At 58.4% G+C, this 22,093-nt stretch carries 20 protein-coding genes and 1 tRNA gene; 12 read left to right on the top strand and 9 right to left on the bottom strand.

Annotated elements, in window-relative coordinates; translation table 11 throughout:
* Positions 1–56 precede the first annotated feature (56 nt).
* Both L0664_RS10745 and L0664_RS10740 read right to left on the bottom strand, forming a co-directional pair.
* Positions 57–1,205: a methyltransferase gene (locus L0664_RS10745; protein ID WP_336247104.1), complete on the bottom strand. Its 1,149-nt coding sequence runs from the start codon at positions 1,203–1,205 to the stop codon at positions 57–59.
* Between the two features lies 1 nt (position 1,206).
* Positions 1,207–2,082 carry a polyprenyl synthetase family protein gene (locus tag L0664_RS10740; protein WP_235225810.1) on the bottom strand — a complete coding sequence of 292 codons (876 nt, stop codon included), beginning with the start codon at positions 2,080–2,082 and terminating at the stop codon, positions 1,207–1,209.
* 98 nt (positions 2,083–2,180) lie between these two features.
* On the opposite strand from L0664_RS10740, the gene crtD reads away from it, so the two are divergent.
* Both crtD and crtC read left to right on the top strand, forming a co-directional pair.
* Complete coding sequence (gene crtD / locus L0664_RS10735) at positions 2,181–3,662, top strand: 1-hydroxycarotenoid 3,4-desaturase CrtD (protein ID WP_235225805.1); 1,482 nt, start codon at positions 2,181–2,183, stop codon at positions 3,660–3,662.
* Positions 3,663–3,703: 41 nt separating this feature from the next.
* Positions 3,704–4,573, top strand: a complete 870-nt coding sequence (crtC, locus tag L0664_RS10730; protein WP_235226182.1) for a carotenoid 1,2-hydratase — start codon at positions 3,704–3,706, stop codon at positions 4,571–4,573.
* Here the strand turns inward: crtC and tspO are convergent.
* Genes tspO through L0664_RS10715 form a run of 3 tightly spaced genes read right to left on the bottom strand, consistent with a single transcriptional unit; the run spans position 4,570 to position 7,649 of the window.
* Entirely contained in the window at positions 4,570–5,049 is a 480-nt protein-coding gene (tspO, locus tag L0664_RS10725; protein ID WP_235225803.1) for a tryptophan-rich sensory protein TspO, read from the bottom strand. The two genes, crtC and tspO, sit on opposite strands and share 4 nt — an antisense overlap.
* 30 nt (positions 5,050–5,079) lie before the next feature.
* Positions 5,080–6,102, bottom strand: coding sequence for a 15-cis-phytoene synthase (gene crtB / locus L0664_RS10720; protein WP_235225802.1), 1,023 nt, complete (start codon positions 6,100–6,102; stop codon positions 5,080–5,082).
* Complete coding sequence (locus tag L0664_RS10715) at positions 6,099–7,649, bottom strand: phytoene desaturase (protein WP_235225800.1); 1,551 nt, start codon at positions 7,647–7,649, stop codon at positions 6,099–6,101. Before L0664_RS10715 ends, crtB begins: the two co-directional genes overlap by 4 nt.
* Positions 7,650–7,786: 137 nt before the next feature.
* Between L0664_RS10715 and crtA the strand changes: the two genes are divergently transcribed.
* The 4 genes from crtA to bchO are packed head-to-tail and all read left to right on the top strand — an operon-like array spanning position 7,787 to position 11,981.
* Positions 7,787–8,491 carry a spheroidene monooxygenase gene (gene crtA, locus L0664_RS10710; RefSeq protein ID WP_235225799.1) on the top strand — a complete coding sequence of 235 codons (705 nt, stop codon included), beginning with the start codon at positions 7,787–7,789 and terminating at the stop codon, positions 8,489–8,491.
* Positions 8,488–9,492, top strand: coding sequence for a magnesium chelatase ATPase subunit I (bchI, locus tag L0664_RS10705; RefSeq protein WP_235225797.1), 1,005 nt, complete (start codon positions 8,488–8,490; stop codon positions 9,490–9,492). Before crtA ends, bchI begins: the two co-directional genes overlap by 4 nt.
* Positions 9,492–11,126 (top strand): magnesium chelatase subunit D, encoded by a 1,635-nt coding sequence (locus L0664_RS10700; protein ID WP_235225795.1) that lies wholly within the window; start codon positions 9,492–9,494, stop codon positions 11,124–11,126. Before bchI ends, L0664_RS10700 begins: the two co-directional genes overlap by 1 nt.
* Positions 11,127–11,162: 36 nt before the next feature.
* Positions 11,163–11,981, top strand: coding sequence for an alpha/beta fold hydrolase BchO (gene bchO / locus L0664_RS10695; protein ID WP_235225794.1), 819 nt, complete (start codon positions 11,163–11,165; stop codon positions 11,979–11,981).
* Here bchO and glpD read toward each other — a convergent pair.
* The gene (glpD, locus tag L0664_RS10690; RefSeq protein WP_235225792.1) at positions 11,969–13,546 is read right to left on the bottom strand and encodes a glycerol-3-phosphate dehydrogenase; all 1,578 of its coding nucleotides are present in this window, start codon (positions 13,544–13,546) and stop codon (positions 11,969–11,971) included. The genes bchO and glpD overlap by 13 nt on opposite strands.
* A 123-nt stretch (positions 13,547–13,669) precedes the next feature.
* Here glpD and L0664_RS10685 point away from each other — a divergent pair, with 123 nt between their 5' ends.
* The 4 genes from L0664_RS10685 (at position 13,670) to L0664_RS10670 (ending at position 17,486) form a co-directional block, all read left to right on the top strand.
* Entirely contained in the window at positions 13,670–14,428 is a 759-nt protein-coding gene (locus L0664_RS10685) for a DeoR/GlpR family DNA-binding transcription regulator (protein WP_235225791.1), read from the top strand.
* A gap of 89 nt (positions 14,429–14,517) precedes the next feature.
* Positions 14,518–15,531, top strand: a complete 1,014-nt coding sequence (locus L0664_RS10680; RefSeq protein WP_235225789.1) for a TRAP transporter substrate-binding protein — start codon at positions 14,518–14,520, stop codon at positions 15,529–15,531.
* A gap of 21 nt (positions 15,532–15,552) precedes the next feature.
* The gene (locus L0664_RS10675) at positions 15,553–16,161 is read left to right on the top strand and encodes a TRAP transporter small permease (protein ID WP_235225788.1); all 609 of its coding nucleotides are present in this window, start codon (positions 15,553–15,555) and stop codon (positions 16,159–16,161) included.
* A 2-nt stretch (positions 16,162–16,163) separates the two neighbouring features.
* Positions 16,164–17,486 (top strand): TRAP transporter large permease, encoded by a 1,323-nt coding sequence (locus L0664_RS10670; RefSeq protein ID WP_235226181.1) that lies wholly within the window; start codon positions 16,164–16,166, stop codon positions 17,484–17,486.
* Here the strand turns inward: L0664_RS10670 and L0664_RS10665 are convergent, their stop codons facing one another.
* Positions 17,487–18,407, bottom strand: coding sequence for a Gfo/Idh/MocA family protein (locus tag L0664_RS10665; RefSeq protein ID WP_235225787.1), 921 nt, complete (start codon positions 18,405–18,407; stop codon positions 17,487–17,489).
* A complete protein-coding gene (araD, locus tag L0664_RS10660; protein WP_235225785.1) occupies positions 18,407–20,149 on the bottom strand; it encodes an L-arabinonate dehydratase in 1,743 nt (580 codons plus the stop codon). The genes L0664_RS10665 and araD overlap by 1 nt, the downstream gene beginning before the upstream one ends.
* A gap of 134 nt (positions 20,150–20,283) precedes the next feature.
* Here araD and L0664_RS10655 point away from each other — a divergent pair, with 134 nt between their 5' ends.
* Positions 20,284–20,952, top strand: a complete 669-nt coding sequence (locus L0664_RS10655) for a cupin domain-containing protein (RefSeq protein ID WP_235225784.1) — start codon at positions 20,284–20,286, stop codon at positions 20,950–20,952.
* Positions 20,953–21,987, top strand: coding sequence for a flavin monoamine oxidase family protein (locus tag L0664_RS10650; RefSeq protein WP_235225782.1), 1,035 nt, complete (start codon positions 20,953–20,955; stop codon positions 21,985–21,987).
* 11 nt (positions 21,988–21,998) lie between these two features.
* Here the strand turns inward: L0664_RS10650 and L0664_RS10645 are convergent.
* Positions 21,999–22,074 (bottom strand) — tRNA-Thr (locus L0664_RS10645).
* Between the last annotated feature and the right edge of the window lie 19 nt (positions 22,075–22,093).

Below are 22,093 nucleotides of genomic sequence, written 5' to 3'. Positions count from 1 at the left end.
ATTGCGACATTCTGTCATGTGTAAGTTTAACCTTACACATTACGCTGTCAATAAAATTAGACAGATAGCGTCGAAGTTGGCTTTACCGCCATCACCACAGACGTGACGTAGGCGCGCAATGGTTTGGGCGATGTGACCTGCCCAAACCCCGCCTCTGTCACCAGCTTGACAATCTCGGCTGCGGATCGGGTCCGCCCCGTCCGCATCGCCATGGTATAAAGGGCAAAATAACCATCAGTGGCCTTGTTCGGGGTCGCTCCGCCGCTCATCGGCTCGGACACGATCAGGCGGCCACCCTCGGGCAGGGCATCATATACCTTCCCCAAAAGCGCGCGCACGGTGTCGTCCGAATGGTCAAAAAGAACCCGAATAAGGCTGATCGCATCCGCACCTTCTGGTAAGGTGTCTTCGCGAAACGATCCCAAATGGGTGTCAGTTCTGTCTGACAGTCCCGCTTGGGCGAATCGCGATGCGGCGTCTGGTGCCACGGACGGCAAATCAAACAGCCGCAATTTAACGTCCGGATTGACCTGCCCAACAGCAACCAGAAACGCGCCCGTGCCGCCGCCCACATCCATCAACGTGTCGATGCCAGATACATCGACCATGCGCAGCGTGTCTTCCGCGACCAACGCCTGACTTTGGGCCATCAGATCTGAATAGGCGCTCGCAGTTTTTGAATCGATGTTGGACGTATCCCCAAAAACATAAGGCCAGATTTCCGCCAGTTCGGTCGTCGTCTCCCCTCGGAAAAACGCGACAGGGTCTTCAAGGTCACGGTAAAACGCACGGTGATGGCGCACCATCGCAGACAACCCGGGCACCGTGGCAAACGCCGCACCACGGCGTGTCAGCGCGACACCGCCTTTGCGCAATTTCAACACCCCGATCGACGCCCCGCCTTGCAACAAAACCTGCAACCGTTCGGGCGGAATGTTGGTTTGGCTGGCAATGTCCGCCACTGCCACAGGCCCGCCCAATAAGGCCTCGGGAATTTGTAATTCAGCAAGCGCCATCAAGATTTGTGAATGGCAAAATCCGGCCATCAAATCGAACAAGGCATCGCCTTCTTGGCGCACAAACCGGCGGGTCAACGGGAACCGCGCCGCCCAACTTTGGAACTTACGTGACGCCATGATTTTGTTGCGCAGACCGAAAGGCTTGGCAGGTGTCAGGGACGATCCGAAACCGGCTCCATCTGCCATGTCACTCACCCGGGACGCGATTTAACTTGCTGGATGGGATCAGTTTCTTCGCGGTCGCTTGAACCATTTTGGCAAGGCTTGCTTCGCCCGGGCACGACGGGATCGACGAAATCGCGCCCCCCAAAATATCTTTCAGACGGCTCACGGCGCCGTCTACGCCCAGCTCAGTCACCGCATTGGGGCGGTTGTGGATTTCATCCTGTCCAACAGGTTTGCCCAGCTCGACTTCATCATAAAGCGCGTCGCGCAAATCATCGGCAACTTGGAACGCCTCACCGATACGCGCCCCAAGTTCTTCCCACGGCTCGGGGTCTTGGCCCGCTGCAATCGCACCCATTTGGGTCGCTGCAATGAACAAAGCACCCGTCTTGGCACGGTGATAGGCGGATAGATTAATCTCGCTCTCGCTCTCCCAACCTTGCCCTGCACAGATGCCAAACGGCGTACCGGTGCGGGTCGCTAGATGGCGGATCAGCGGCAATGCACGATCCGGCGATTGGCGCGACAACACATCAAACGCCAGCACAATCAGGCTGTCCCCCGTCAAAAGCGCGAGGGGTTCGGAATACGCCAAATGCACAGTCGGCTTCCCGCGCCGCATATCCGCATCATCAAAGCAGGGCATATCATCGTGAACAAGGCTGGCACAGTGGATCAACTCAAGGGCGGCACCAGCGGCATTCGTCACGGCAGGTTGATCATCGCCACAGGCCATCGCCACGCTTAATAAAATCGTCGGCCGGATGCGCGCGCCACCGGGGGCGGCGGCGTATTGCACGGCACTTGTCAGTTGGGCGGGCGGCATACCGGATTGGGTCATCCCGACCGCATCGGCAATCGCGGCTTCGATCCGTTCACTGAAAAAACTTAATGGCATGCCTGCTCCGAAATTGTTCTGACAATACTGTCTCGCATATTAGACAGCCTATGTGTAAACTATACTGGACACTTTAACGAAACGAGTCAACGGACCTCATGAGCAGCCAAAAACATGTCATCGTTATCGGTGCTGGCGTCGGTGGCTTGGCAAGCGCGCTGCGCCTTTTGGCCGCCGGCACGCGTGTCACAGTGCTTGAAGCCGCAGCAGCGACAGGCGGAAAAATGCGCACGGTGCCATCCGCCGCAGGGCCCGTGGACGCCGGACCAACGGTTCTGACAATGCGCTGGGTGTTTGATGATCTGTTCGCTGCTGTCGGCGAAACATTGGACGACCACGTCACCCTGACCCAGGCAGACACCATTGCGCGCCACTTCTGGTCAGATGGCACAACGCTCGATCTCTGCGCCGATTCATCCCAAAGCTGCGCCAAGGTTCAATCTACGTTTGGGGCAAAAGCCGCACAAGAATTTGCCGCTTTTTCGGAACGAGCCGAAAGACTGTTTACCGCATTCGACGCCCCCATGATGCGGGCGGCGCAACCGTCATCCATGGCACTGGCAGCAACCGTGCTGCGTGATCCTCGGCTGCTTGCGGCGATGGCACCGCACAAGACATTGGCCCAGCTTCTGGAAACGTCTTTTACCGAACCGAAATTGCGCCAATTGTTCGGGCGATACGCAACCTATGTCGGCGGATCACCCTATCTGTCGCCAGCATTGCTGTCATTGATCTGGCACGCCGAGGGCACGGGCGTTTGGGCGGTCAAAGGCGGGATGCACCGTCTTTGCGCCGCAATGTCCGAACTGATCCAGACCAAGGGCGGCACCATCCACCTCAACAGTCCTGTCCACGCGATCACGCCGACAAACACGGGCCTTTCAGTAAAAACAAACGCAGATACCTTCACGCCAGATGCGGTGGTCTTCAACGGTGATCCCCGCGCGCTCGGTCATGGTTTACTGGGTGATGATATTTGCAAAAACATGCCGCAAAGCGCTCTCGAACCTCGAAGCCTGTCCGCAAACGTCATGGCCTTTGCCGCCGTTCCAACGCGCACGGACCTGTCCCATCACAACGTCTTCTTTGGTGACAATCCCAAAGACGAATTCGGCCCCCTCGCCCAAGGGCACGACCCGACTGACCCAACACTTTATGTCTGCGCCCAGGATCGTGGCGGCGGGCATGTTCCAAACGGGGCAGAACGGTTCGAAATCATCATGAACGCCCCACCCTGCACCGACGCCGCCCAGCGCAACGAACAGAAAGCCACAGCATGCCAAACACAGATTCTAAACCGCTTGGCGCAGATGGGCCTGACGTTCTCACCAATGCCCACAGCGGCAGACCTGACCCAACCGGCGGATTTTCACGCGATGTTTCCAGCCAGCCTCGGATCCCTTTACGGGCGATCCCCGCATGGGATGACGGCAGGTCTGAAACGACCAACGGCGCGCACCACGACAAAGGGCCTGTATCTGGCGGGGGGCGGGGCGCATCCAGGGGCGGGGGTGCCGATGGCGACCCTCTCCGCGATGCACGCGGTCGCGGCGATCAAGACGGACCTCGGTTTGATCTAGACGTGCCTGCCAACGGCTATGCGTGGTGGTACATCGATGGCATCAGCGACGATGGGAAACGTGCGATATCCGTCATTGCGTTTATCGGGTCTGTCTTTTCGCCGTGGTACAAATGGTCGGGGCGCAAAGACCCCGAAAATCACGTTTGCATCAACGTCGCGACCTACGGGCCGGGTGGGCGATTCACGATGACAGATCGCGGCCGCAGCGCACTGAAGCAAACCGAAGACACATTCACCGTCGGCCCGTCCTCCCTGCACTGGAACGGCGACGAATTGATCATCGACATCGACGAAATATCTGCCCCCCCGATCATCAGCCGCGTGCGTGGGCAAATCCGCGTCACCCCAAAGGCGATGACGTCAAAAGAATTGCTGCTGACGCAAGACGGCGCGCATGTCTGGCGGCCCTTTGCCCCCATTTCTGACATCTCGGTCGAACTTGATGCACCGGGTTGGCAATGGTCCGGCCACGGGTATTTTGACAGTAATTTTGGCACCCGCGCACTGGAAGAAGATTTCAGCTTTTGGACATGGGGCCGCTATCCGACCTCGGACGGGGCGGTATGTATCTATGATGCTGAACGCCGCGATGGCACGACGCTCGACAGCGCAATTGCGTTCACGCCGGACGGCGACATGGCCTACACAAACGCGCCGCCACGCACATCGTTCAAACGGTCACTGTGGCAAGTACGGCGCGAAACACGGGCAGATGTGGGCACAATGCCACGCCAGGTTTTGCCGATGCTCGACGCGCCATTCTATTCACGATCAGCGGTGGAAACGACGCTCAACGGGGAACGCGTAACGGGGGTTTATGAAGCCCTCGACCTCAACCGTTTTGCGTCACCTTTTCTGAAACCCATGCTCGCCGTGCGGGTTCCACGCCGTGCGAAATGGACGTTCTAAATCTTCGTCATATCAACGATTTCAACATCCGGATTCATCCGCGCAACGGTCATGTTCAGCGCGCCAGCCACCGTGACCCATGCAAGATAAGGCACAAACGCAAGGCCCGCCCAAACATCAATCGCCCAATGCGTGACCATGCACCCCGCGACCGCAACCCACAGCATCGCCATGATCGGGATGGCCTGTTTCAGACGGCGCAGCCCGAAAAACACAGGCGTCCACAACGCGTTTAACGCGATCTGCAACGCCCAGAATGCCATCGCATATCCGCTTCCGGCCTCACCGGCGACGCGCGCGCCTGCAAATGACATCAAGACATAAAGCGTCGTCCACGCGACGGGAAACAACCAGTTCGGCGGGGTCCATGTTGGTTTTTCCAACTGTTCATACCAAGGACCGGGGGGAAACATCGCGCCAGTGGCGCCCGCGGAAAAACACGCAGCAAGGAAGATAAGAAACAGGATGATATCCATAAACGGGCTCCTAGCGGTGGCCCATGGCGGTTACGCCCGGGACGACCTGTGTTCAATCTCCGCCTCGCGTTGCTGCAACTGTGCAAGAACATCAAGCAGCGCAGCGGCGCGACCCAGCGGTCTGCTTTCACAAGATGCCGAATCCACAAGGAATGCAACTTCACTGAGAGGCCGAGCATGTAACACAGGGGAACGTGGTGTGACCATGCTAAGTCCCGATCGCAGCATCGCACGACCAACCCAGCCGATTTTCTGTACCTTGGACGTATGCGCGCGTCGCGTAATATTATCGAGGCCACCGCGCCGCAGATCCTTACCGATCCCGTCATAAATGAACCGCGCCGCATAGATACCTGTGCGTGCATCACGCGGCAACGCAGGTATCCCCGCTTCTGATCGAAGATAAAGACGGTGCGCCTCGGCCAGCAAGCGCGACGTCATGCGCCGCGTAGCAACGCTGGGTTCGGGGTTGCGCAGGAATTGATCAACGTCCAACCCCACTTCGTCAAACCAATCAAGCGGCAGGTAAACCCGCCCCGCTCGTGCGTCTTCACCCACATCGCGGGCAATATTCGTCAACTGCATGGCAACGCCAAGATCACAGGCACGCGCCAAAGCATCGGGATCGCGCGCCCGCATCAGAACGCACATCATCACGCCAACGGCGGATGCAACCCGTGCGGAATAACTGCGCACACCAGACAGATCAGCATAGCGGCGTTCCTGCGCGTCCCACGCCAACCCCTCAAGCAACGCATCCGGAAGCGCCTTGGGCATTTCAAATTCTTCGACAATCGCGGCAAACGCACGGTCTTCGGGTGCATTGCGCGGCTGGCCCGCATAAATCGCATCCAACCGCCGCTGAAGGTCCAGAACCGCACGGCGCTTATGATCGCCCTCGTCCACCTCATCGTCCGCCAACCGACAAAACGCATAAAGCGCAAGCGCAGGATCACGCGCATCCGCAGGCAACAGCTTAGACGCCGCATGAAACGAATACGATCCAGTGCGGATCACCTCACGGCAGTGTTCAAGATCATCCGCGCGGATCATTCGGCAGCCATTGGCAATGTCGAATCCGCCGCAGACGGCGCATCGGGAATCAGTTGGGACACCACATCAGCACTGCCAACAACACCGGGAACGCCCGCACCAGGATGGGTGCCCGCCCCGACAAGGAAAAGCCCCTTTGCCTCTTCGGAAATATTGTGGGGCCGGAAATACGCGCTCTGCAAAATCCGCGGCTCAACAGAAAAACCTGCACCATGCGGGGACAGATATCGGTCGCGGAACGTTTCCGGCGTGAACACGGTTTCCGTCACAATATGATCGCGGAAACCGGGCATCAGACGCTCCAGATTTGTCGCGACCTTCTCTCGGTAAATCGGCTCTTCTTTTTGCCAGTCCACAGATTTGTCCCAGCCAAGATGCGGCACAGGCGACAAGACATAGAAGGTATCATCACCCTCGGGCGCAACGCTTGGGTCGGTCAAGGACGGGCGGTGGATGTACAGGCTCATGTCGTCCGCCAGCTTCCCCTTGATAAATATATCATTCAGCAAACCGTTATACCGTGGACCCGCCGCAATCGTGTGATGCCCCAGATCAGGCCATTTGCCCTTCGTACCTTTGGTGCCGAAATACCAAACATAAAGCCCCATCGACCAACGCGATTTCTTTAGCCGCTTTGACGTCCAGCGCCGCTTCGAGTGATTTCGCAACAGATGGTCATAGGTGTGCCCAGCGTCCGCATTGCTCACAACCAACGGACAGGCCACCGTTTCACCAGACGTCAACCGCACACCCTTCGCGGCACCGCCCTCAACCAGAATTTCATCCACCTCGGCGTTCTGGTGGATCACTCCGCCCTGTTCACGCACCACATTAGCCATGGCATCTGCAATCGCCTGCACCCCACCCATCGCGTAATGCACACCGAACTGTTTTTCGAGATATCCAACAAGCGCATACATAGACGTCACATTCATCGGGTCGCCCCCGATAAACAGCGGGTGAAACGACAGCGCCATACGCAGCTTTTCGTCTTTCACGCAGGTTTTGGCATATCCGTAAATGGATTTATCCGCCCGCAACCGCACAAACTGCGGCAGGACCTTTATCGTTTCCCACAGCTTATGCATGGGCGTGGTCATCAGCCCTTCATAGCCGACTTTGTAACGCGCCTTGCTGCCGCGCAGGAATTTCTCGTAGCCGTTAACGTCTGCCGGATTGATTTTAGCCACCTCGGCCTTCATCTTTTCAGTGTCCGACGACGCCTTGAACGATGTACCGTCCGGCCAGCGGATTTCATAAAACGGCATCACCGGGCGCAATTCCACGTCTTTGCGAAAATCACGGCCACATGCCGCCCAAAGATCTTCATAAAGCTGGGGCACAGTCACGATTGTCGGCCCAAGATCAAAACGGTGCCCGTCCTGCGTGATCGAACTTCCACGCCCGCCCGTGCGATCCAGACGATCAAACACTTGCACACGGTATCCTTTGGCGCCCAAACGCATGGCAGCAGACAAACCACCAAGCCCCGCACCGATCACAATGGCACTGTTTTCCGATTCGTCTATGTGCTGTTCTGTCAACATGGCTTTACACTAACGCGCTTGGCGTTCCTGTATCAATGGTGGCGTAAATTCCCTTAAACGTAGCCTATTCCAATTTGGCTTCCCAAATCTAGTACAATGTGTCAGTCTAAGTTTACACCGCCAAGGGAAATTCGCGCGTGAGCCAAACAGTCAGCCTCAGCCTCTTCCGGTTTGATCGGACAAGGGACCGCCTTTGGGCGTTCGCGATGATGGGTTTTGCCCGCGCTTTGCTGCCACGCACACCGGACATCGGGTTTTGGAAGTTATGCGGATCAGGCACAGGCGAAGGATTCACACCAGTTCCCAACTTCGGCGTCTACGCCATCCTTGCCACATGGCCAGACCATGACACTGCCCGCGAACGGATTGCATCCGCCCCCATCTTTCAACGCTACCGCAACCGCGCCGCCGAAGACTGGACAGTGTTTTTATCCCCCACGTCTGTCAAAGGCGAATGGGCTGGCGTTGAACCGTTCGTAACAAACGACACACCCCAAGCAGGGCCGCTTGCCGCACTGACCCGTGCCACTGTTAAACCATCGATTGCCGCGCAATTCTGGAAACGCGTCCCCGATATTTCATCCGTCATCGGACAAGACGAAAACGTCGCGTTCAAGATCGGCATCGGCGAAATGCCGTTGCTGCACCAAGTCACTTTTTCGATCTGGCCGGACGCGCGCCGTATGGCCAATTTCGCCCGCACAGGCCATCACGCCGACGCCATCCGCGCAGTGCGGGAAAACGATTGGTTTCGCGAAGAACTTTATGCGCGCTTTGCGGTCAAATCTGACTACGGCACCTGGAACGGTGCCTCCCCCCTCGCCTCACTGGACATGCCATGAAACAACCTTTCCCGTTCTCCGCCATCGTCGGTCAGGAGGAAATGAAACTCTCCATGATCCTCACCGCGATCGACCCATCCATCGGCGGTGTTCTGGTATTCGGGGATCGTGGCACCGGAAAATCCACAGCCGTGCGCGCACTGGCGGCATTGCTACCGCAAATCACGAAGATCAGCGGGTGCCCCGTGAACTCCGAAAAGGTCGAAGACGTACCGGATTGGGCCAAGTTAGAGACTAAAAAGTCCTCCCTTGCCCCAACCCCGGTTGTCGATCTCCCCCTCGGCGTCACCGAAGACCGCGTGACCGGCGCGCTCGATATTGAAAAGGCGCTGTCACAGGGCGAAAAGGCATTTCAGCCCGGGCTTTTGGCAAAAGCAAACCGTGGCTACCTCTACATCGACGAAGTGAACCTTCTCGAAGATCATATCGTCGATCTGCTCCTCGACGTGGCCCAGTCCGGTGAAAATGTCGTTGAACGCGAAGGCCTGTCAATTCGCCACCCCGCCCGCTTTGTACTCGTCGGGTCCGGCAACCCTGAAGAAGGCGAATTGCGCCCCCAGCTCCTTGATCGATTCGGGCTGAGCGTGGATGTCGCCTCCCCCAAAACTGTCGCCGAACGGGTCGACGTCATCAAACGCCGCGACGCCTTTGAAACAGATTACGAAGCCTTCATGGTTCGCTGGAAAGCCGAAGACGCGCTGGTACGCGGCCAAATCGAAACCGCACGCGGCGCGATCAAAACCCTCAAGACAACTGACGCCGCACTTACCGACATTGCCGAACTCTGCCTGAAACTGGGCGCGGATGGTTTGCGCGGTGAACTGACCTTGCTCAAGGCCGCACGCGCCTTTGCCGCCTACCGCGAAGACACTGCAATTGGCCGCGATCATATCCGCGCCGTGGCCCCCATGGCCCTGCGCCATCGCCTACGCCGTGACCCATTGGATGACGCCGGAAGCGGCGTGCGCGTGACCCGTGTGGTCGAAGACGTCTTGGGTTGATGTGGGATCGTGGCGTCCTTGCGCTGACTTTGTTGGCGATTGATCCTGCCGGTTTAGGGGGCGCTATCATACGCGCCCGCTGTGGTCCGGTGCGCGACGCCTTTCGCGAATGTCTGGATGCACTGCCCCAACCTTTGCTGAAATTGCACCCCACCATGGACGACGAAACCTTGTTTGGCGGGATCGATCTGACCGAAACGCTGACCCTTGGACGCCTCACGATGCGCAAAGGCATTTTGGGGCGCAACGGAACGGCAATTCTGGCAATGGCCGAACGGTGTGATGCGACTTTGGCCGCACGTCTTGCGATGGCGCTTGATGATGGGTCATTGCAGCCCCTCATCGCGATGGACGAAGGGGCAGAACCCGACGAACGCACGCCAGCGGCGCTGGGCGAACGATTGGCGTTTTACATCGACCTCAATATCGCATCATCCGATGTGGGATTACTGCCAGACACCGCCATGATCGAAAGCGCACGTGCAGGATTGGCGTCAGTTGATGTGCTCACCGAAACATATGAAACGCTCGTCGGGTTGTGCGCCCAACTCGGCATTAACAGCCAGCGCGCGCCGCTTTTTGCACTGCGGGCCGCCCGTGCCCATGCCGCGCTTCACGGTCACACATCCGTCACCCCGACAGACATCGAAGCCGCCAGCGCCTTGTGCCTTGCGCACCGTGCCACCGTGCTCCCACCGCAACCTCAAACCGAAGAACCCGACGCCACGCCGCCAGACACGAATGAACAGGACACCGACGGCGGCAATATGGAAATCGGCGCTCTCGATGATCGTGTCCTTGAGGCGGTCTTGGCGATCCTGCCAGATGGTTTGCTGGATCAGTTCAAACCAAAAGGGTCGATTTCCAAAGGATCCGGCGCGGGCGCTAAGAACAAAAGCAACCGTCGTGGTCGCCCCAAACCATCGCGCCCCGGGCGGCTTTCAGGGCGAAACAGGCTCGATCTGATCGCGACATTGCGCACCGCCGCACCGTGGCAAAAACTGCGCGGTGCATCCAAGGGCCGCATCAAAGTAACCCCGTCAGACTTTCGCATCAAACAATACGAAGAAAAATCAGATCGGCTTTTGATTTTTGCCGTGGATGCATCCGGCAGCGCTGCAATGTCCCGCCTCGCAGAGGCAAAAGGCGCAATCGAACTGCTGCTGGCCGATGCCTATTCACGCCGCGATCACGTCAGCCTCATTTCATTTCGGGGCGACACGGCAGAGGTCTTGCTGCCCCCCACGCGCTCCCTCGTTCAAACCAAAAAACGCCTCGCGGCGCTGCCTGGCGGTGGCGGCACACCCCTCGCGGCAGGCCTGATCGAAGCCCTGACAATGGCCCATCAGGCACGCACGCATGGCATGGCCCCTTGCATCGTGTTGTTGACGGACGGCCGCGCGAACGTCGCGCTGGATGGAACGGCAAACAGGGCCAAGGCCGCAAGCGATGCAGAACAGATCGCCCGCCAAATTCGTACATCCGGAACCGAGGCCATCACCCTCGATCTCGGCAACAGGCCCGCGAAATTTCTTGCCGATCTGGCAGCAAATATGGACGGGCTTTACATGCCCTTGCCCCGCGCCGATGCCCGCAAAATGTCCGGCGCGGTCAGTGCCGCGCTTGAGGGTTAATCCGTGAAATGGCCATCGGATCTAGAAGGCTGGCCCATGGCATCGACGTCACGCAAAGTCCTGTGCCGCCCCCACCGCTGGCACATCCAGGAAGCCGGAAAAGGCGACACTATCCTGCTGCTCCACGGTGCGGGCGGCGCAACCCAAAGCTGGCGGGGTATTTTCCCGATTCTAGCCAAAACCCATCACGTCATCGCCATTGATCTTCCCGGTCAGGGCTTCACGGAACTTGGCGCACGCAGCCGTTGCGGATTACGCCATATGTCCGAAGATATTGCTGCTTTAATGACCCAAGAAGGCTGGCAACCCAGCACCATTGTCGGCCATTCTGCTGGGGCCGCGATCGCCTTGGAACTCGCACGCACTGGCCACGCAAACCATGTTATCGGGATCAATGCCGCCTTGTCCAATTTCCGCGGCGTGGCGGGATGGTTGTTCCCGATCATGGCCAAGGCCCTCGCGCTCAACCCCTTTACAGCCAAATTGTTCAGCAAAGCGGCGACACCTTCGTCGGTGCAAAACCTGATCAAAGGAACAGGATCAACCTTGGATATGGATGGGCAGGCCTTGTACCTACGCTTAGTACGCGACACGCCACATGTGGACGCGACACTGTCCATGATGTCGCAATGGTCGCTTGACCGTTTGAACGAGGACTTGCCCAACATCACCGCAAAGGTCGACCTGATCGTCGCGGACGGTGACAAGGCCGTGCCGCCCGCGTCCAGCTTTGATGCCGCCAAAATCCTGCCAAACGCACAAACGTTTGAAGTCAAAGGGCTGGGCCACCTCGCCCACGAAGAGGATCCAGATCAAATAGCAGCCCTAATTCTGGCGTGCCTTCAGGCCGCCTGACGCCGCGCTTCCATCCACACGTCGAGCATCGCAATTTGCTGGTCGTTCATCCGTAGGCCCAGCTTATTGCGCCGCCAAACAACATCTTCGGCGCGGCGCGCATATTCGCGCTCCATCAGCCAGATCACCTCAACCTCTGTTAGGGTCGCACCAAAATCCGCACCCAGATCGGTCGCAGATTTCGCATCCCCCAACATCACCTTGGCATCCGTGCCATAGGCGCGCACCAGACGTTTGGCCCAAGCGTCATTCAGAAACGGATAATCAGCCATCAGGCCCGTGATCAGATCCGTCACACCGTCCACCGGAAAATCCCCACCGGGCAGCGCGACACCTGCGGTCCAATCGCCCGACACATCATCAAAATACGGACTAATCTTGGCCAAAGCGCTTTGCGCAAGGCGGCGATAGGTCGTGATCTTACCGCCAAAGATATTCAGGATCGGCGCACCACCATCGGCATCCACCTTCAACGTATAATCCCGCGTTGCCGCCGTCGCGCTGCTGGCCCCGTCGTCATACAAAGGCCGCACACCTGAATAGCGCCACACGACATCATCCGCCGTTATATCGCGTTTGAAATACTGGTTCGCGAACGCCACAAGATAATCACGTTCCTCATCCGAACAAACTGGCTTTTCGTTCGGATCGTCCTGTTCCGCATCCGTTGTCCCGATCAGGGTGAAATCCGTCTCATAGGGAATGGCGAAGATAATCCGCCCGTCCGTCCCTTGGAAGAAATAGCATTTGTCATGATCAAACAGTCGCTTGGTCACGATGTGGGAACCACGAACCAGCCGCACGCCTTCTTTGGTGTTCAACCGAACCTTGGATTGAATGATATCACCCACCCAAGGGCCCGCCGCATTCACCAGCATCTTGGCGCGGATCGTGGTTTGCTCACCGGTGTCTTGGTCGGCCAATTGCACAACCCAATGATCCTCGTGGCGGATCGTCGACACGACCTTGGTGCGCACCATGATCTTCGCCCCGCGGCTTTCCGCATCCCGCGCATTCAACACAACAAGCCGCGAATCCTCGATCCAGCAATCGGAATATTCATAGGCTTTCTCGAACTGGTCCTTGATCCCTTCGCCCGCAGGATCGGTGCGCAGATCCACCGTCTTCGTGCCCGGCAAAATCTTTCGCCCGCCTAAGTTGTCATACATGAACAACCCCAGCCGGATCAGCCACGCAGGGCGGCGCCCCTTCATCCACGGCATCACGATATTCAACAGCTTGGATGTCGGCGTGTCGCCCTCAAACCGCATGTCCTTGTGGTAGGGCAGCACAAACCGCATGGGCCATGAAATATGGGGCATGGCGCGCAGCAGGGTTTCACGTTCAATCAAGGCTTCGCGCACCAAACGCACCTCGAAATATTCCAAATACCGCAACCCGCCATGAAACAATTTCGTCGATGCAGACGATGTGGCAGACGCCAGATCATTCATCTCGGCCAGGCCAACACTTAGGCCGCGCCCCGACGCATCCCGCGCAATCCCGCACCCGTTGATGCCGCCACCAATCACAAAAAGATCAAAGTCCAATTCCACATCCGCCATCTGGCCCGCCCCATGCAAAAATCTGTTGCATTGCCCCTATCAGATCGCCCGTAAAAGAAAAAGAACGAAGTTCGTTTATGTTCGCTTCTGGTCAAAACGAACATTTGCCGCTATACGTTCCCCATGAATTTTCGCCATACAGAAATCCTCGATCGGGCGCGTCTTCACGGTAAAGTCACCGTGCAAGGGCTGGCCTCCGCGTTCGGCGTCACCTTGCAAACGATCCGGCGCGATTTGTCTGACCTCGCCGATCAGGGCCGTTTGTCGCGTGTGCACGGCGGCGCGGTTCTCCCGTCGGGCATCACCAATATCGGCTACGAAGACCGCCGCCGCCTTAACGATGCCGCAAAAACGCGCATCGGGGTGATGTGCGCCCATGAGATCAAAAACGGCAGCTCTGTTTTCCTCGGTATCGGCACAACCTGCGAGGCCGTGGCCCGTGCCCTCGTCCATCACGAAGGCCTGCTGGTGATGACAAACAACCTGAACGCGGTGCCAATCCTGTCTGCCAATCCAAACTGCAAAGTTCTTGTGACAGGCGGCACGGTCCGCGCCGCTGATTCCGGCCTTGTTGGCGCACAGGCGGCCAGCACGGCGCGCAACCTTAAATTCGACCTCGCGGTCATCGGGTGTTCCGCCCTCGATCAATCCGGCGACCTGTTTGATTATGACCTCGATGAGGTCATCGTCAGCCAAACGGTCATCGACAACAGCCGCGCCACCGCCCTCGTGGCTGATGCGTCAAAGTTTGAACGCGCGGCCCCCGCCCGCATCGCGGCCCTGTCCGATCTGTCCTTTTTCATGACCGACACGGCACCAACCCCGCTCCAGCCCCCGGCGAACGCCGCAATTCCCACGATTCGCGTCGTCAACGAAAGCTGACAGTCCACGACATCAAATAGACTGGCCCCTCATTCAGCTCCGCGTTAAACACGGCCCAAACGACCCAAGCCTTTGGAAGGACATTCACCATGGCTCATCTGCTTCGCTCCACTCTCTTTGCAGCCCTTGCCTGCGCGTCCCCGCTCGCGGCACAGGATGTCACGCTCAAGGTGCATCACTTTATGGCCGAAACATCCGGCCTTCACGCCGATATGCTGGTGCCCTTCAAAGAAAGCATTGAGGCCGCAAGCGAAGGACGGATTGCCATTGAACTCTATGCCTCGATGTCTCTCGGTGGGCGTCCCGGCGATCTTTACGATCAAGCCGCCGATGGCGCCGTTGACGTAATCCTGACATTGCCCGGGTACACCGCTGGCCGTTTCAACCGCACCGAGGTGTTCGAACTGCCGTTCTTGATGGACGACACCGTCGCAGGCTCAATGGCGTTCTGGGACCTGGTCGAAGCAGAACTGCAAGAAGAAGAATACGACGAAACCCAAATCCTGTCCGCATGGGTTCACAGTCGCGGCCACCTCCATTCAGAAGAACCGATTTACACGCTCGAAGACCTCGCAGGCAAAGAAATGCGCGGCCCGACCCGTGTTGTAACCGACCTTCTGGGCGAACTCGGCGCGACGCCGGTTGGCATGCCGCTCCCGCTCATTCCTGAAAACCTGTCCAAAGGCGTTATCTCCGGTGCGGCGCTTCCATGGGAAATCACACCGTCTATCCGTCTTGCGGAATTGGTGACAAACCATACTGTCATCGAAGAAGGCCCCGCCCTTTACACGGCAACCTTCATCCTTGCGATGAACCGCGATGTCTATGACGACATGCCCGACGATCTGCGCGAAATCCTAGATGCTCAGACGGGTAAGCTGATGTCGGAATTTGCCGGAAGCGTCATGCGCAACCGCGATCAGGTTGGCCGCGATGCTGCTGCGGGCAACACCTTCATCGAACTGGACGAAGATGAACTCGTGCGTTGGGTCGATGCTGCTGGTCCTGTCTATGACCGCTGGATCGATCGCGCGGAAGACGAAGGTTTCGACGGCTCGGCCGCAATCGATCAAGCCCAAGACCTGATCGAAGCAAACCGTTAAACGGCACGGGGCGGACCGATCATGTTCGACCGCCTCGACCACTTCGTTCATCGATCCTGCATCGCAATCGCCGTCACGGGCGGCGTCGGCCTCCTTGTGGCGACTGTGATCACATGCGTTTCAATCATCCTGAAACTCGTCCGACGCGGCATGGAAAACATCGACTGGACGCCAGATGTGCTCACATGGGTGCGGCCTATTCTGGGTGAAGAAGAACTGGTGCAGTACGGCGTCGCCCTCGCTCTGTTCGCCGCCCTGCCTTACGTGATGTACGCCAAGGGCCACATCACAGTAGACCTGTTTGCCAACGCCTTCGGCCCGCGCCTTAACCGCGTCCTGGATTTGATAAGCGACGCAATCCTCGCCACCCTGGCCTACCTGTTGTTCACCCGCCAATGGACACTGTTGTTCAGCTCGGCGCGCGGCGATGACCCGCTTTGGTTCACAGCCCTGATCAGCGGCAACTGGGCCGAAATCGCGGACCGCCTGCGCGACCGCCAAGAAAGCCAAATCCTTGGCCTCAAACTCTGGCCCACCTATCTGGTTGCAGAACTCCTCACTGCGCTGTTCCTGATTGTCGCCGTGTTCTGTGTCATGCGCAGCCTGCGCGCACTGGCGGCCCCACAATGATGATCACCGATTTCCAACTCGGCCTGCTGGGCTTTCCCGCCCTCCTGATCCTGATCTTTGTGCGCGTGCCCGTCGCCGCTGCGTTGTTCACTGTCGGCTTGATCGGCACGTACCTCGTCGAAGGCAACATGCGCCTGATGGACAGCCAGCTCAAAACCTTCACCTACGGCCAATTCACCAGCTATTCCTTGTCGATCATCCCGCTGTTCCTGCTGATGTCGGAATTCGCCACACGCGGCGGCATGTCCCGCAGTCTGTTCAATGCGGCCAACGCTTGGCTTGGCCACCGCAAAGGCGGGCTGGCCATGGCGGCCGTCGGGGCATCTGCCGGATTTGGCGCCGTCTGCGGATCATCGCTGGCCACCGCATCTTCCATGGGCAAAGTCGCGCTGCCAGAACTCAAACGCGCGGGCTATTCGGGGGCGTTATCGACAGGCGCTCTCGCCGCGGGTGGCACCCTCGGCATCCTCATTCCGCCGTCTGTCGTGCTGGTCGTCTATTCAATCCTCGCCGAACAAAACATCGAAAAACTGTTCATCGCCGCGTTCATCCCCGGCCTCATCGCGATGATCGGCTATATGATCACCATCGCCATTTACGCCCGCGTCGCACCGGACTCCGCCACACGCGGCCCGCGCCAATCCTATCCCGACCGCCTGCGCGCCCTGCGTCCTGTCTGGCCTGTCTTGCTGATCTTCGCGCTGGTCATTGGCGGCATCTATACTGGCGCATTTTCCCCCACGGCCGCCGCCGCCGTGGGTGTCATGGGCACCGCATTGGTCGCATTCGCAAACCGGTCCCTTGACTGGCCCGCACTGCGCGACAGCCTTTTGGCAACAGGCCGCACATCGGGGATGATCTTCTTCATCGTGGTGGGTGCAAGCGTGTTCAATTCGTTCCTATCATCCGCCCAAGTGCCCCAAACAATGGCCGATCTATTCGCCACAACCGACCTTGATCCATGGCTGATCCTCGCGGGGATGCTCCTGCTCTATCTTGTCCTCGGAACGGTCATGGATTCACTCGCGATGATCTTCCTCACCGTGCCGATTTTCATCCCCATCGTCACACAGTTGGACTTCGGCCTGACCCCCGAAGAAATCGGCATCTGGTTCGGCATCCTCATCCTCATGGCCGCCGAAGTCGGGCTGATCACACCGCCTGTCGGCCTCAACCTGTTCGTCATAAACGCCATGTCAAAAGACGTGCCGATCGGGCAAACCTACAAAGGCATCCTGCCGTTCGTGGCCTCGGACATCTTCCGCATCGTGATCCTTGCGGCCTTTCCGGCCATTTCGCTCTGGCTGGTCAGGCTGCTGGGGTAATCACCACTCGAACGCGGGCGCAATGATCCGGCGGCTGAGCGTCATGATATCGGACACGTGCACCATCGGTGCCAAATCAACATCCCTGGCGCCAGCCTTCACAAGATCCGCCATCCGCGCATAGAGAGCCGGATATTCCCCGAGTTCCGACACAGCCATATCCTGATCGTTGACCACACAGGCGTTGCCGCCCTCCATAAGATAAACCAAATCGCCATCCGTGGTTCTGAATGTCATCTCCCACATTTGCTCACCTTCTTTGAGCCAGTCGAACTCGGCGGTGATGCCACCCGTAAACGTCAAATTCGCCTTGATTGGCGTTTGACGGTTTTCCGGTGTGTGCAGAACGCCTTTCTTTAAATGGACAGGGTCCGGCAGAACCTCCGTCAGGATCGACAGCGCATTGATGCCGGGATCAAGCACACCCATGCCACCGGGTTCAAACACCCAGTCTTGGCCGGGGTGCCATTGGCGCACATTTTCTTTCCAATCGATATGCGCGCTCTCAACGGTTTTGCCCGACAGCGCCGCCTTGGCCGCCGCAACGCCCTTGGCCATCCGGCTGTGCCACGTGGCAAACAACGTCTTGCCCGCGTCCTGCGCCATGTCCTCAAGCGCATGAACCTCCGCCAGCGTTGCACCGGGTGGTTTTTCCAGCATCACATGCCGTCCGGCCCGCAAACACGTCGCCGCATAATCAAATCGTGGAACAGGCGGCAGGCATAGGCTAACCACCCCAATATCGGGGTTTTCCGCCAGCATAGTGTCTATTTCTGTGTAGGACGGAACACCATCGACAGTGCCAGCGCGGCTTACGGTTGCGGCCAGTTCCCAATCCTCAGATGCGGCAATGGATGGTACGTGCTGATCAACGGCAATCTTACCGATGCCGACCAGTGCAACTTTAATTGGTCCGCTCATCAGTGCGACTCCCTTGCGACGTCATTGCCCCGCCGTCCGACAAGGAAATCAAAATCGGCCCCCTCATCCGCGCGGTTCACCTTATCATGATAAAGCTGCGCATAACCGCCACCCGGGCGCGCGACAGGCGGTGTCCAATCCGCCAAACGCGCCGCCAATTCATCGTCAGAAATATCAAGATGGATACGGCGTTCCTCGACATTCAACTCAATCATATCGCCGGTCTGCACGACCGCCAAAGGCCCGCCCGCCGCAGCCTCCGGTGCGGTATGCAGCACGACCGTGCCATAGGCCGTGCCCGACATCCGCGCATCCGAAATCCGCACCATATCGCGCACGCCCGCCTTCAACAGCTTGGCGGGCAATGCCATATCACCAACCTCTGCCATACCGGGATACCCCTTGGGGCCGCAGTTTTTCAGCACCATCACGCAGCTCGCATCAATATCCAGATCGGGCAAATCAACCCGCGCTTTGTAATCATCGATATCTTCAAACACGACGGCACGCCCACGGTGCACCATCAATTCAGGCGACGCCGCTGATGGTTTCAAAATCGCCCCGTTCGGCGCGAGGTTCCCGCGCAACACCGCGATCCCACCTGATTTACGCAGCGCCTTTTCCGTCGGAACAATCACGTCCTCGTTCCAGTTCTGAACGTCCTTCACCTCATCCCAGATCGAACCACCCGACACCGTCAAAGCGTCTTTGTGCAACAATCCGGTTTCACCAAGGCGCTTGATCACAACAGGCAATCCACCGGCATAGAAAAATTCTTCCATCAACCATTTGCCAGACGGCAACAGGTTCACAATCGTCGGCACATCCTTGCCGCAGCGATCCCAGTCTTCCAGCGACAAAGGCACTTCGCACCGCCCGGCCAGCGCCTGCAAATGCACCACCGCATTCGTCGACCCACCAATCGCGCCGTTCGTGCGGATCGCGTTTTCAAACGCCTCTTTGGTCATGATGTCGGACGGTTTCAGATCATCCTTTACCATCTGCACAATGCGTCGGCCTGTCAGCTGGCTCATCATCCGGCGCCGCGAATCCACCGCTGGGATCGCCGCGTTGCCAGACAGCGCCATGCCCAGCGCCTCGGCCATGCTCGCCATCGTGCTGGCCGTGCCCATGGTGTTGCAGCCACCGGCACTGCGCGACATCGATGCCTCTGCCTCAACGAATTCGTCCGGCGTCATTTCGCCCGCTTTCACGACCTCATTGAACCGCCTGATATGCGTCCCGGACCCAACCCGCTCACCACGGAAATGCCCGTTCAACATCGGCCCACCGGACACAACAATCGCCGGAAGATCAACCGAAGCCGCCCCCATCAAAAGCGCGGGCGTGGTCTTGTCACACCCTGCCATCAACACGACACCATCAATGGGTTTACCGCGCAGAGCCTCTTCAACATCCATCGCACACAGGTTGCGAAACATCATCGCGGTGGGGCGCAACGCGGATTCAGACGGGCTGAACACGGGAAATTCCACAGGGAAACCACCCGCCTCCCAAACACCGTTCTTCACCTTCTCAGCGAGCTCTCGCAAATGCCCGTTGCACGGCGTCAAATCGGACCACGTGTTGCAAATGCCAATCACTGGGCGCCCGTCGAACAAATCATCCGGATAGCCCTGATTCTTCATCCAGCCACGGTGATAAATCGCATCCTTACCGGTGCCCCCGAACCATTCTTGAGACCGCAGTTTTCGTGGCCATTTGGCTGGCTGAAATGTCATGACGTCAGATCCTTTTTTGATGCCACAGGTGTCGCCCGTGCCTTGCGAAGTTGCAAGTGGTGACAACCTTGTGTCTTGTTCAGCGGCGTCATTCCAGCATATCGCGGGATGTCACTATCGCAAAGGGCTGCCCCATGGATCTTAACGCTGACTTTTCTTCTCGCGTCGTTGTTCACGCGGCGGAAATTCCCTGGGTGGCTTCCCCCATGGCGGGCGTTGATCGCCGGATGCTAGACCGTATCGGGGATGAAGTGGCCCGCGCGACGACGATTGTCCGCTACGCGCCGGGCAGTAAATTTTCCGCTCACACGCACACAGGCGGCGAAGAATTCATCGTGCTCAGCGGTACGTTTCAAGATGAACACGGCGATTATCCGGCGGGCACCTATGTGCGCAATCCCCCCACCACCAGCCACACGCCGGGCGCGCAGGACGGCTGCGTGATTTTCGTCAAGCTCTGGCAATTTGATAAGGACGATCGCACCCAGTTCCGCCGCGATATGGCCGCTGGCCTCGGCCCTGCCGAAAACGGGATATCGCAGGCCGAATTGCACCGCGATGACCGCGAAATCGTCACCTATGTTCAGGCAGCGCAGGACGCTGACGTAACTATGGCCGCAATCGGTGGCATCGAAATTCTCGTGCTCAGCGGGTCTTTGATCGAAGGCGGTGACACCTTGAGCGAAGGGTCGTGGCTGCGCCTGCCCGACGGGGTTGATCTGACAGCCACCGCTGGCCCGAACGGCGCGACATTCTGGATGAAATCCGGCCACCTTCCGTTTGCAAAAGCTCCGGCAGTTTGAATGGCTGACATTGTTATCGTCGGCGGTGGTCTGTCCGGCCTCGCGCTTGCGCAGCACCTTGAACGTGCGGGCGCAGATTGGCACCTGCTAGAATCCCGTACGCGGCTTGGTGGGCGCATCAAGGGCGTAAAAGACGCCGATCATATCTTCGATCTTGGCCCGTCGTGGTACTGGCCCGGTCAGCCGCGCATGGCCCGCCTTACCGCTGATCTTGGCCTCGCGACATTCAAACAACACGCCACTGGCGATCTTATGTTTGAACCCGAACAGGGCGATGTTCAACGCGGTGTCGGGTTCGCCTCAATGGAAGGATCTTTGCGGATCAACGGCGGCATGATCGCCCTGATTAACGGCCTCGCCGCCCGCCTTCCCGAAAATCGGATCACCATGAATGCGCAGGCGGCAACCGTGGATCAACACGACGGAATCACACTTTCCGACGGCACGAAAATCACTGCAAACCGTGTGGTGATAACCTGTCCGCCGCGCGTCGCAGCGGGCCTGGCGTTCACCCCTCAGATCGATATTAATGCCCTCTCTCGCATTCCGACATGGATGGGCGGGCAGGCCAAATTCGTTGCCACCTATGACACGCCATTCTGGCGCACCGCCGGGCTGTCCGGTGACGCCATGAGCCGCCGTGGACCACTGGTTGAAATCCACGACGCCTCCCCGTCCGATACGTCTTTGGGTGCGCTGTTCGGGTTCGTCGGTGTCCCGCCAAATCACCGCGCTCAAAACGCTGACGCAATCATTGCCGCGTCTATCAACCAGCTTGCGCGACTGTTCGGGGACGACGACAAAACGCCCCGCGCCGCCTATCTCGAAGATTGGGCCACACAACCCGAAACCGCGAGCAGTGAGGATCAAGCCCCTCTCACATCCCATCCCGCCTACGGGCTGCCACGTGCGTTGGAAAACTTGTGGGACGGCGCGCTGCATTTTGGCTCCACGGAAACCGCGACCGACTTTGGTGGCTTCCTCGAAGGCGCCCTCGCGCGCGCGGAAACCTTGGCGCACCGTCTACTGGCGTAAATTACAGAAATTGGTGCCGCTGATAGGACTCGAACCTACTACCCCATCATTACGAATGATGTGCTCTACCTGATGAGCTACAGCGGCATTCGTGCAGAATTTATCA

The sequence above is a fragment of the Octadecabacter dasysiphoniae genome (assembly GCF_021532615.1).
GTDB lineage: Bacteria > Pseudomonadota > Alphaproteobacteria > Rhodobacterales > Rhodobacteraceae > Octadecabacter > Octadecabacter dasysiphoniae.
The sequence above is the reverse complement of the archived record's forward strand: the minus strand, read 5'-3'. Positions and strand labels throughout refer to the sequence as shown.